The 10,971-nt window shown below is 59.5% G+C and carries 11 protein-coding genes and 1 pseudogene; 7 read left to right on the top strand and 5 right to left on the bottom strand.

Annotated elements, in window-relative coordinates:
- Position 1: 1 nt before the first annotated feature.
- The 3 genes from KVY02_RS01475 to KVY02_RS01465 are packed head-to-tail and all read right to left on the bottom strand — an operon-like array spanning position 2 to position 3,464.
- Positions 2-640 carry a type II toxin-antitoxin system toxin DNA ADP-ribosyl transferase DarT gene (locus KVY02_RS01475; RefSeq protein WP_218314158.1) on the bottom strand — a complete coding sequence of 213 codons (639 nt, stop codon included), beginning with the start codon at positions 638-640 and terminating at the stop codon, positions 2-4.
- Positions 637-1,848 (bottom strand): restriction endonuclease subunit S, encoded by a 1,212-nt coding sequence (locus KVY02_RS01470; RefSeq protein ID WP_256357599.1) that lies wholly within the window; start codon positions 1,846-1,848, stop codon positions 637-639. The genes KVY02_RS01475 and KVY02_RS01470 overlap by 4 nt, the downstream gene beginning before the upstream one ends.
- Positions 1,849-1,904: 56 nt before the next feature.
- Positions 1,905-3,464, bottom strand: coding sequence for a class I SAM-dependent DNA methyltransferase (locus KVY02_RS01465; RefSeq protein ID WP_218314156.1), 1,560 nt, complete (start codon positions 3,462-3,464; stop codon positions 1,905-1,907).
- 431 nt (positions 3,465-3,895) lie between these two features.
- Here KVY02_RS01465 and KVY02_RS01460 point away from each other — a divergent pair, with 431 nt between their 5' ends.
- From KVY02_RS01460 to KVY02_RS01440, 5 genes are all read left to right on the top strand, one after another.
- The gene (locus KVY02_RS01460; protein ID WP_256357545.1) at positions 3,896-4,561 is read left to right on the top strand and encodes a hypothetical protein; all 666 of its coding nucleotides are present in this window, start codon (positions 3,896-3,898) and stop codon (positions 4,559-4,561) included.
- Between the two features lie 158 nt (positions 4,562-4,719).
- Positions 4,720-4,869: a hypothetical protein gene (locus tag KVY02_RS01455; protein WP_167385702.1), complete on the top strand. Its 150-nt coding sequence runs from the start codon at positions 4,720-4,722 to the stop codon at positions 4,867-4,869.
- On the top strand, positions 4,866-5,600 hold the full coding sequence (locus tag KVY02_RS01450) for a metal ABC transporter ATP-binding protein (protein WP_218314155.1): 735 nt from the start codon (positions 4,866-4,868) through the stop codon (positions 5,598-5,600). The genes KVY02_RS01455 and KVY02_RS01450 overlap by 4 nt, the downstream gene beginning before the upstream one ends.
- A complete protein-coding gene (locus tag KVY02_RS01445; protein WP_096921635.1) occupies positions 5,584-6,474 on the top strand; it encodes a metal ABC transporter permease in 891 nt (296 codons plus the stop codon). The genes KVY02_RS01450 and KVY02_RS01445 overlap by 17 nt, the downstream gene beginning before the upstream one ends.
- Before the next feature lie 22 nt (positions 6,475-6,496).
- Positions 6,497-7,552 (top strand): metal ABC transporter solute-binding protein, Zn/Mn family, encoded by a 1,056-nt coding sequence (locus KVY02_RS01440; RefSeq protein WP_218314154.1) that lies wholly within the window; start codon positions 6,497-6,499, stop codon positions 7,550-7,552.
- Between the two features lie 20 nt (positions 7,553-7,572).
- Here the strand turns inward: KVY02_RS01440 and KVY02_RS01435 are convergent, their stop codons facing one another.
- Positions 7,573-8,460, bottom strand: coding sequence for a LysR family transcriptional regulator (locus KVY02_RS01435; RefSeq protein ID WP_218314153.1), 888 nt, complete (start codon positions 8,458-8,460; stop codon positions 7,573-7,575).
- A gap of 183 nt (positions 8,461-8,643) precedes the next feature.
- Here KVY02_RS01435 and ampC point away from each other — a divergent pair.
- A pseudogene (gene ampC / locus KVY02_RS01430) lies at positions 8,644-9,792 on the top strand (class C beta-lactamase).
- A 139-nt stretch (positions 9,793-9,931) separates the two neighbouring features.
- Positions 9,932-10,624 (top strand): cupin domain-containing protein, encoded by a 693-nt coding sequence (locus KVY02_RS01425; RefSeq protein WP_218314152.1) that lies wholly within the window; start codon positions 9,932-9,934, stop codon positions 10,622-10,624.
- Here KVY02_RS01425 and KVY02_RS01420 read toward each other — a convergent pair.
- The gene (locus tag KVY02_RS01420) at positions 10,605-10,970 is read right to left on the bottom strand and encodes a DUF6164 family protein (protein ID WP_218314151.1); all 366 of its coding nucleotides are present in this window, start codon (positions 10,968-10,970) and stop codon (positions 10,605-10,607) included. The two genes, KVY02_RS01425 and KVY02_RS01420, sit on opposite strands and share 20 nt — an antisense overlap.
- Position 10,971: the final 1 nt, after the last annotated feature.

Raw genomic sequence — 10,971 nt, 5'->3', positions numbered from 1 at the left:
CTCAGTAGTACCAACCGGCTTTGACGGCCACCGGAATGTTCAGCCCTGAACGTCGGATCAAGGTTTCGGCTGCTTCTTTTATGTGCTCGTTCATCACCCCTATTCCTATAATGAGCTCAACGGGGAATCTTCCATGAACCAGGAACTCAGCCTGCCTGCGGCGTTTACGGTCAGGGTCTTCATCAGTATCTGCCCAGTAATGGGCACGCATCAACGGCCAGTCAATTTCGTTCAGTCCGATCAGGTCATCGTAGAAATCCGTCAACTCCATAATCCCGTGGCCATCGGTAAACACGAACCCCAGTTCAGCTGCCTCTACTCTCTGGACGCTGGATACTATGTGGACAATAGATTGCTGGCCGCCTGTGAATCCCTCGACATTGCCTTTTGAAAGCGTGAATAGCATAGGAGAACGTGGCCCGAAGTAAAACGGCACGTAGTCATGCAACACACCACCAGGGCCACAAGGCACCGGCGTATGAAGACGCCGATCCTGAATGGTTGTGTGGGCAATGTTGGTGTAACCCGTATCTTCCTGCTCCAACGAACGCTTGGCTCGTAGCTCACCGGCCGCGAGGATCTGCTGCAAATTCTCAAGGGCGGTGATATGGAAGATATGCGTCGGGTCAGGGGGCGTCATGCGGCTTCGACCTCCTTGTCATCGGGCATGGGAATATCGGATACGTCGATTTCACCGGAGACCAGCTTGGGGAGTAGCAGGTCGCGCTGGGCGCGGAGACTACGATTTGCTCGTTGCAGATTTAGAATAAGATCGAACATTGGCGCTGCGAGCTTACTATATGAAGACAACACCTCTTCGCAGGGTGCAATCACTTTAAGCGACGCGAACTTACCACGACTCAGGTTCGTCATAGTCGCGCCAGTGGCGCCGTAGTTATTGATGTCATCCCGAAGAAATAGTGCCGTGAAATAAAGAAACTCTCTCAGATCGCTCTTGGTGGGCACAACGGTGTTGATCTGCTGGTTGGTCTGAGAAGGCTCCGAGGTAATCACGACGATTCCTCCTGTTCCAATGCAGCTCACACAAATAGAGTTGGCAGGAACAGTCTTCTTCCACTGCGACTGCTGACCCTCACGGGAGAGCCCTTCGGTAGTCTCAGTAATGAAGATTTGGCCGTGCATATCAGGGAGCTTGATGAACGGAACTTCACTCCCGAATAGCTCAGGCTTTTTCTTGCTGGGTGTCTTGCCAGTCAGAATCGTGCCAAACGACTCAAGAGAAGCAACCTCCCACCCCTCAGGAATCTTCCCAAGCTCACTCTCCTTGAAGCTCACCTCCTCATGCCCAGGGAAGCGGAAGTGGGCGAACCACTCCTCGTACAGCCGCCGGGACATTTCCTCGAGGATCTCGATGCGGCGCGTGTTGTTCTCGATGAGGTCGTCGTAGGTGGAGAGGATGGAGGCAATGGATTCTTGGACTTCCAGAGAGGGCACCAGAACTGGCACCTCGCTAAAGGCACTCTTGTTGATGATTGGGGTTGCCGCCCCACCTGCCAATGATTTCACTTGCCCTGATACATGGCGGAGCAGGTAGTATACAAAATCAGGGTTGTGCCTATCCTTGTTGACAACAATGCTGTTGATTTGCTGATTGGTAAAGCTTTCCTCAGAAGTTAAGCAGAGCTTCCCAATGGTTGCGCCAATGCAGACAAAGCAGGGCGTTTTGGCCGGAAGCTTGATTCTTGACAGGCTCTCAGCCCCTGTGTCAGAAATTCCGCGCTCAGGACGTATAGACCGATCAGAAAAAGCCATGTCAGTCGGAGTTATGAACGGGTATTGGTCACCAAATAGCTCAGGCTTGCTAGATGGCGGAGTCCTCCCCGTCACAACTCGCCCTAGATCCCCAAGGGTAAGTTGCTCCCAGTTCTGGTGTAGCGTACTGCTCACGCTGGCACCTCCAGTAAGCGGGCGACATTTTGGCCAATCTGGTCTTCCAGCTCCCTCGCTTCGGCGTTCAACACCTCCAGCTCCTCAGCCAACGCCTCCAAGCGCTCCGTAAAGTCCACATCCTCGGCTTCTCTAGCCGCTGCCCCGACATACCGCCCAGGGTTCAGCGACCAGCCCTGCGCCTCGATCTCTTCGCGAGACGCCACCTTGCAGAGCCCAGGCACATCGGCGTAGCCCTCGGCGAGACCCTTCTCGGCCAGCAGCGGCTCGCTGCCCTGATCGAGCTCGATCTCTTCGCCACGGTAAAGGCGAACAATGTTGGCCAGGAACTCGATCTGCTCCGGTAGCCAGTCGCGGTGCGCTCGGTCGATCTGGCGGTAGAGGTGGCGGGCGTCAATGAACAGCACCTTGTCACCACGCTCAGTCTCGCTCTTGGCGCGATCGAAGAACCACAGGGTGCAGGGCAGCGTGACGGTGTAGAAGAAGTTCGGCCCCACCGAGACGATCACATCCACCGCACCAGACTCGATCAGCTTCTGGCGGATCACCTGCTCGCTGCCTCGGGCATCCCCTGCAGAGTTGGCCATGACAAAGCCAGCCCGCCCGGTGGGCTTCAGGGCCGCGTAGAAGAGCTGGATCCAGAGGTAGTTGGCATTGTCGGTCTTGGGCATCCCGAAGGGGAACCGTGGGTCGCCCTCTAGACGCTCCTTGTCCACCCCTGAGACGTTGAACGGGGGATTCGCCATCACGAAGTCAAAGAAGCCCTCACCGTTCTTGTAGACCGCGTGGTGCGGATCCTCGTAGTAGGTGTTGGAGACCCGCACATCGCCGGAGAGGCCATGCACCGCCAGGTTCATCTTGTTGAGGTTGACGGTGGTCTGGTCCTTCTCGGTGCCGAAGATCGAGATCTCGTCCATGGCCGTCTTGTGGTGACGCTCCACGAAGTCTGCCGAGTGGACGAACATGCCGCCTGACCCACAGGCCGGGTCGAAGATGCGCCCGTGGTAGGGTTCGATGATCTCGACGATCAGCTTGACGATGGACTCGGGCGTGTAGAAGACCCCGCCCTTCTGGCCTTCCTTCAGCGCGAAGTTGCCCAGGAAGTACTCGTAGACCTTGCCGAAGGCGTCCCCCGACAGATCCACCGGGCCGATGAGCTTGAACAGCTCCTGAAGTACCCAGTTCTCCAGGCGGGTGTAGTTGCGTGGCAGGGCACCCTTGAGGTCGGGGTTCTCCTCCTCGATGGCCTTCATGGCATCATTGACGGCTCGCCCGATGTTGTCGCCTTCGGTGAGCGACAGCAGGTAGGAGAAGCGGGCGGTCTCGGGGAGAAAGATCACCCCCTCGGCCAGGTAGTCGTCCTTGCTCACCTTGCGGCGGCCACCGGAGCCCACCGGTCCCAGCTTCTTTTCAGCGGCAGCGTACTTCTTCTCTGCGTATCTCAGGAAGATCAAGCCCAGCACAGGAGCTGAAAACTCGGCAGGCTTGAGGCCGGTGTTGGCCCATAACTGGTCAGCTGCTGCCCACAGCCGTTTTTCTGCACTTCCATCGACCAAGATGATACTCCGGGTGTTTTAGCGTGTTCTCAGGGAATTGATATGAGCTTACTACAGGCAACAGAGGTAATGTACCAGTATGAAAGGTCTTTCCAGGGCCGCCACAATCGCAAAAATTCTTAACGGCAAGGACACCGATAACGAATTTTACTGAGAGAGTAGCTTTACTATCTCTGCAGCCGACACCTGGCTCAAGGAAGCTCAGCGCAATATGGAAAGCGGTTTTCAGGCACGCGCTAATGGCCTTCAGGCTTAGTGCGGCTCCGAGCAGTAAGCAAGTAAACAGATCGCCTAGCTGCCCGTTGACGTCGATAAGCTTTCAACCCAGCCAGCACTAGCCAAAGCGCGGCCAACACCCCTCTTTTTTACAAGTTCGTACTCCCCTCATGCTACGCTTAACGCTAATGTCTCGGCCCTTCAGGCGGTTCCCAATGCAGTTACAACATTATTTGCGAGTGCTTTTTGCAGCAACAACGCTGATGCTGACACTGCCCTCCCAGGCGCAAACTGGAAATGAGTGGGCCACGTACGACCGCGTGTTCGAGAACGGGGCGCGTCAGGCGCAGTGGTGGGAGGCGGGCTGGAGCGGCATTTACGCGGCCAGCCTGGTGGTCGATGCCTACCAGTCCAGCGAGGCCAGCAGCCGCGATGACCGTTTCGATGCGCGCATTGGCGTGGTGAAGTCGGCGCTGGCGCTGGCGGGAACGCTCACCGATCGCCAGCCACATCGGGCGGCGCTGGCAGAGTATGAGCGGCTGAAGGCCCAGGGCGAGTTGAGCGGGGTGCAGGCGTTGGGCCTGCAGTTGGCCCAGGCAGAACGCGAACGCCGTGGCTGGGAAGCGCGGGTCAGCTCCCTGGTGGTGAACAGCGTGGCCGGCGCGGTGATTGCGGCCGATGGCCGGGAGCGGGATGGCGCGGTCAATTTTGCCACCGGCATGCTGATCAATGAATTACAGATCTGGACCCAGCCCCATCAGGCGTCCCGCGCGATCAACCACTTCCAACCGGCCCGGGTGTCGCTGGGCCCGGTCACGCTGGAAGGCGAATATGCCCTGCTGGTTACCCCTCAACAGCTGAGCGCGACCTGGCGGTTCTGAAGGTGGGCCAGGCTGCTTTTCGTGCTCGGCTTGCCGGGCACTTTTTATAGGTACGCTTGTCGTTGTCAGGGCCGCATGAGCGCGTAAAATATGCGGCTCTTTTTTTGTTTCTCTATTCGTTATGTTATAACTTATTTATTCGTGAGTGAGGTTGCTCGATGAGTGAGCACATGCATCGCCATAACAAGGAAGGTCCTTGTCATTTTTCGCTGATGTCGTTGTCGGCCACCAAACGGCTGGGGTTGGTTGCCCTTCCCCTGCTGGCGTTGTGGGGGCTGGTGGCGTGGGCAGGCGGGTGGCCGCTATGAGTGAGCGTTCCTCTTCGCGCCTGCAACTGCACGACCTGCACCTGGCACAGGGTGGGCGCACCGTGCTGGAGCATGTGGACGGCGACATCAAGCGCGGCGCGATCACCGCGCTGATTGGTGCCAACGGCGCAGGTAAAAGCACCCTGATTCAGGCCATCATGGGCGAACTCCGGCCCATCAGCGGCAACGTGGTGTGCACGGTAGACAAGGCGCGTCGTGCCTGGTTGCCGCAGCAGTTGGCTCTGGATCTGACCTTCCCCATGAGCGTGGAAGAGCTGGTGATGACCGGCAGTTGGCCAAGCCATGGGGCCATGAAAGGTTACTGCGCGGCGCACTACCGCAAGGGTCGCGAGATCATGGCGCGGCTGGGCATCTCCCATTTGGCACATCGGCCACTGGGCGAGCTGTCCGGCGGCCAGCGCCAGCGGGCACTGATTGGCCGCACGCTGATGCAGGAAGCCGAGCTGCTGCTGCTGGATGAGCCGTTCGCCAACGTGGACAGCGACACGGTGGATATCTTGATCCGTATCCTGCGCCAGATGGCCGATGAAGGCGTGACGATCATCATCGTGCTGCACGACATGGACCACCTGCGCCGCCTGGCCGATGAGGTGCTGATGCTGAGCGGCGGCCATGGCCGTTGGGTGGCACCGAGTGCCTTGCACACTCATCACGCCCCCGCCCAGGTGGTGCCCTTCTCGTTGGGAGGTCGTCATGCTGGCACTGCTTGACGCGTGGTTTATCGCGCCGTTCGATTACGGCTTCATGCGCCGCGCCGTGGTGGGTGGGCTGGCACTTTCCTTGGCCGCGCCGCCGCTGGGCGTGTTTTTGGTGCTGCGCGGCATGAGCCTGATTGGCGATGCCATGGCCCATGCCATTTTGCCGGGGGTGGCGCTGGGCTTCTTGCTGGCGGGGTTTTCGCTGCCGGTGATGAGTGTGGGCGGCGTGCTGTTCGGGCTGATGGTGGCGCTACTGGCCGGGGCCGTTTCCAAAATGGGCGGCCAGCGGGAAGACGCAGCCATGGCGAGCTTTTTCATCATTTCGTTGGCGGCGGGCGTCATGTTGATTTCCATGGGCGGCAGCAGCGTGGATTTAACCCACGTGCTGTTTGGCTCCATTCTGGCCATCAACTCGACCGCCCTGCTGCTGATTGCCGGTATCAGCACGCTCATCGTGGTCACGCTGGCGGTCATTTTCCGCTCGCTGGTGGTGGAGTGCCTGGATCCGCTGTTCTTGCGCGGCCAAAGCCACCGCAGTGGCTGGGTGCATAGCGTGTTTCTGGGGCTGCTGGTGCTGAACCTGACGGCGGGCTTCCAAACCCTGGGCACGCTGATGGCCGTGGGGCTGATGATGCTGCCCGCCACGGCGGCCCGGTTCTGGAGCAAGCGGCTGGAAGGTTTGATCGGCATCGCGGTGGTGCTGGCCATGGTGTCGAGCACTGGCGGGCTGCTGCTGTCGTTCCATTTTGATACCCCTTCGGGGCCAAGCATTATCCTGCTCGCAGGGGTGGCTTACTTGTTGTCAGCGCTGTTTGGCCGCTATCACAGCTTAGCGGCCAAGCTGCGACGCAAGACCACGCCACTCGCCCTGGAGCAGACATCCTGATCATTCACTAAAGGAGTTTGTCATGTCCCTTTCCCATACCTCCCGCTGGCTGGTAGGCGTTTCGGCCATGCTGGCCCTGCCTGCCGCCATCGCCAATGAGCGTGTGCAGGTGGTCACCAGCTTCTCGATTCTGGCCGATATGGTCGAGAACGTGGGCGGCGAGCATGTCGAGGTCACTTCCCTGGTCGGCCCTGACGGCGATGCACACGTCTACTCGCCGCGCCCAGGTGATGCCCGTGCACTGGCCGAGGCCGACCTGGTGGTCTTCAACGGCCTGCTGTTCGAAGGCTGGATGGAGCGACTGATCGACTCCAGCGACTATCAAGGCCCGGTGGTCACCGCAACGGATGGCATCAACGCCCTGGCCTACGCGGGCCATGACGATCATGGGCATGACGATCACGACCACGATCATGGACATGACCACAGTCACGGTCATGACCACGAGCACGGCGACGATGATCCCCATGCCTGGCAGGACATGACCCAGGCGCGGGTCTACGTCGAGAACATCCGCGACGGTTTGATGGAAGTCGATGCGGACAACGCCGAGCAGTACCAGGCCAATGCGGATCGCTATCTGGCTGACATGGCGGAGCTGGATGCCGAAATTCGTGCGCTGATCAGTGAGATCCCGGCTTCCGCCAGCGTCATCACCGGCCACGACTCCTTCGGTTACTTCTCCCGTGCCTATGGGGTCAACTTCCTGTCGCCGGTGGGGCTCTCTACCGAAGCAGATCCCAGCGGCGCCAGCATGGCAGCACTAGTAGACGTAATCGAGCAGGAGAACGTTCAGGCCCTGTTCCACGAGAACATGACCAACCAGTCCATTATCGTGCAACTGGCCGAAGAAACCGGCCTGCCCATTGCAGGCACGCTTTACGCGGATGCGCTGGCCAGTGAGGGCGATGCCAGCACTTACCTGGGCATGATGCGCCACAACGCCACGGTACTCCACGCCGCCCTGGCCGAACCGGGCCATGATGATCATGGTCATGGCGACCACGACCACGACCACGACCACGACCACGACCACGACCACGACCACGACCACGGTGATCATGGTCATCGTCACTGATCATTGAGGTCAACGGCTGCTTACCGCTCAGTCTCACGCAGGTTGATCGTGGTGAGCAGCCACTGCCTGAAAGACGCCATGGCATGGGTTTCTGCCCGCGCTTGCAGGCGTGTCAGCCAGTACCCCCCTAGACTGACAGTGGTGTCGAAAGGCTGCACCAGCGCACCACTGCTCAGCTGCCGAGAAAACATCAACGGTGGCGCCAATGCCACGCCCACCCCTTGAAGCGCGGCTTCCACCATGGCAATGGAAGAGTCGAAGACGATGCTCTGGGTCGTGGGAAGGCTACGAGGCAATCCGGCGGCCAACAACCACTCGGCCCACTCATCGGCACGATACGAACGCAGCCAGGTTTCATGCAACACATCGGCTGGCGTGTCGAGCCGTGCAGCAATATCCGGAGCACACAGCACCGAAAGCGATGCAGGCAGTAGTGGCTGAGCCGCCGTGCCATGCCAGGCGCCCGTGCCAAAGCGAATCGCAAAATCGAGACCTTCAGCGGCTAGATCGGCACGATTGTTGTGGGTGGAGAGCCGTAAATCGACGAACGGATACGCGTCATGAAAGTCTGCCAGCCGTGGCAGCAGCCAACCCACGGCAAACGTACCCACCACACCCACGTTCAAGACCTCACGATGACGGCTTTCGCCTAACCGCTCCAACGTATGCGACATCTGATCGAACGCATTCTTCAGCACAGGCAACAGCAGCTTGCCTTCCTGAGTCAGCATTAGCCCTCGGGGCAAACGTGTGAATAGCGGCACCTTCAATAGCCCTTCCAGGCGCTTGACCTGATGGCTCACGGCCGCCTGTGTCACGTGCAGCTCTTCTGCTGCACGCGTGAAGCTCAAATGTCTGGCCGATGCCTCAAAGGCCCGCAGAGCCTTCAACGGCAAATAGGAACGCACTGCGCCACCCCCAAATTTTTCTAATAGCTCATGCAAAATCTTGCCATTTGTGGAGACCCATCGCGCTCTTTATTTTAGTCACCCGTGGCTTCTGTATCGACCAGAGCTGCCTTCCACCGACATGACTCATCGCAACAGGAGTTTTGCATGCGCACGCCGTTTTCAGCACGCCGCTGTCTTCTCATGGCCTCCTCCTTACTTTTCAGCGGGGCAGCCTGGGCGCTCGAAGAGCCTCACGAGGCCGATCTTCAAGCGTTGCTGGACAGCACGATCACCCCGCTGATGGAACAGTATCGTATCCCCGGCATGGCCGTCGCGCTAAGCATTCAGGGGCAGCCGTATTACTTTAATTATGGGCTTGCAAACCTGGAGACGGAGGAGCCGGTCACGGATGAGACGCTTTTCGAGCTAGGCTCCATCAGCAAGGTTTTCACGGCGGCCTTGACAGGCTACGCGCAGTCTAGCGGTGCCCTTTCCCTCTCTGACCCCGCCAGCGGCTACTGGCCAGCCCTTGAAGGCAGTGCCTTCGATGAGATCACCTTGCTGGAACTGGGCACCTACACGGCAGGCGAGCTTCCGCTGCAGTTTCCGGACTCGGTGCCATCAGAAGAGCAAATGATCGATTACTACCGCCAATGGCAACCCGAATCTGCTCCAGGGGCACAACGTCTGTATTCCAATCCGAGCATCGGTTTGCTGGGCCATCTCACCGCGCAACGTTTGGGCAGACCTTTCGAGACGCTGATGGAAGAAACGCTGTTCATACCGCTCGGGCTCGAACACACTCATTTTCAAGTGCCCGACGCGCAACGGGCACATTATGCCTACGGCTACTCGAAGGAGGATGAGCCCATTCGGGTGAACCCAGGCGTGCTGGATGCCCAGGCCTACGGGCTGAAAGCCAATGCCGCCGACGTGCTGACCTTTCTGGAGGCGAACATGCGAGACCCGGCCAATGCCAGCGGCACGACGGAACGGCTGGATGACGCCTTGGCAACGACACGCACAGGCTACTTCGACGTTGGCCCCATGACCCAGGGCCTGGGCTGGGAGCACTATCACTACCCGGTGACCCTGGAGACACTGCTGGAAGGCAATTCGCTCGAGATGATTTTGGCGCCCAACCCGGCACATCGCCTCACGCCACCGCAAGCCCCTCGGCAAGCGGCCTACTACAACAAGACGGGCTCAACCAATGGCTTCGGCGGCTATGTGGTCTTCGTGCCCAGCGAGTAGATCGCCATGGTGCTGCTGGCAAACCGCAACTACCCCAATCAGGCGCGTATCGAGACGGCTCACCATATTCTCAGTGCGCTGACCGACACCCCGTAATGAAAAACCGCCGCTTTCGAGCGGCGGTTTGTTTGCAAATGACGAGGTCAAGCATGAGGGAAGATTGCGTTTTGCAGCGCTGATAAAGGAGACTAGCCCCTCTCCCTGCTCATCTCACTCATTGCAAAGAGCCAAGCCCATGCGCCTGAACGCCGATTTTAGCCACTTTGCCTGTATGACGCCGGAGCAGTATCACTGGGTCGCGTCGCCCAGTGCAGGCGTGGAACGTATGATGCTGGACCGGATTGGCGAGGAAGTCGCCCGCGCCACCAGCCTGGTACGTTACGCGCCGCACAGCCAGTTCAGCCACCATACCCATGGCGGCGGTGAAGAGATTCTGGTGCTGGAGGGCGTGTTTGCCGACGAACATGGCCGCTACCCTGCGGGCAGCTACCTGCGCAATCCCATTGGCACTGGCCATACGCCCCATATTGGCGAAGAAGGTGCGCTGATTCTGGTGAAACTGCATCAGTTCGATGACAACGACCTGCTGCAGCTGGCCATTCCTGCCCACCGCCTGCCCTGGCAGCCCGACCGGCGGCCAGGCATCGGCTACAAGATGCTGCATACCTACGCACAGGAGCGGGTCAGCCTGGAACGCTGGGAGCATGAGGTGACCATCGATTACCCTGCGCTACCGGGCGGGCTGGAACTGCTGGTACTGGAAGGCTCGCTCTACGAGGCGGGCAACGAATACCCGCAGGGCAGCTGGTGCCGCTTCCCACCTGAGGCTACTCCATCGCTGCGCGCCGGTGAACATGGCGTCATGATGTACATGAAGCGCGGGCACCTGACGGATGCGGTGTGCCAGGCTAACGCGCCAGCCCAATGAACGGCAGCAGGGTCAGCAGTGCGATCAGGATGACAGCGACCATCACCAGCGCGATCTGAATCGGCTGTTCCCGTAACCGCTTCCTCCAGGTCGGTGCTTCGTTGCGGGCCACCGCCTCCTGGTGGGCCTTTCGCGCGCTGGCCTGGCGTTCGACCTGGTACTGCGCCAGCAGCGCCTCGGCGTCATCTCGCTGGGCCGGGTTGCGCAGCCAGATGGCATCGACCCCCAGGCGGAAAAACCCCGCCTGGGTCTCATACACGTCGAAGCCGTGTTCATCCAGCAGTTGGCGCACTTCCATGGCCTCTTCATCGGTCACGTGGCGCAACCGGAACAGCAAATGTGCCATG

Source organism: Halomonas sp. 18071143 (genome assembly GCF_019211725.1).
Taxonomy (GTDB): domain Bacteria; phylum Pseudomonadota; class Gammaproteobacteria; order Pseudomonadales; family Halomonadaceae; genus Vreelandella; species Vreelandella stevensii.
Note: the sequence above shows the minus strand (reverse complement) of the source record. Positions and strands in the feature narration are given on the sequence as shown.

Excerpts from the sequence above, each read along its gene's own strand:
- KVY02_RS01475 (WP_218314158.1), bottom strand. The coding sequence starts at position 640 with ATGACGCCCCCTGACCCGACGCATATCTTCCATATCACCGCCCTTGAG.
- KVY02_RS01460 (WP_256357545.1), top strand. The coding sequence starts at position 3,896 with ATGCAGTTACAACATTATTTGCGAGTGCTTTTTGCAGCAACAACGCTG.
- KVY02_RS01455 (WP_167385702.1), top strand. The coding sequence starts at position 4,720 with ATGAGTGAGCACATGCATCGCCATAACAAGGAAGGTCCTTGTCATTTT.
- KVY02_RS01450 (WP_218314155.1), top strand. The coding sequence starts at position 4,866 with ATGAGTGAGCGTTCCTCTTCGCGCCTGCAACTGCACGACCTGCACCTG.
- KVY02_RS01445 (WP_096921635.1), top strand. The coding sequence starts at position 5,584 with ATGCTGGCACTGCTTGACGCGTGGTTTATCGCGCCGTTCGATTACGGC.
- KVY02_RS01440 (WP_218314154.1), top strand. The coding sequence starts at position 6,497 with ATGTCCCTTTCCCATACCTCCCGCTGGCTGGTAGGCGTTTCGGCCATG.
- KVY02_RS01425 (WP_218314152.1), top strand. The coding sequence starts at position 9,932 with ATGCGCCTGAACGCCGATTTTAGCCACTTTGCCTGTATGACGCCGGAG.
- KVY02_RS01420 (WP_218314151.1), bottom strand. The coding sequence starts at position 10,970 with ATGGCACATTTGCTGTTCCGGTTGCGCCACGTGACCGATGAAGAGGCC.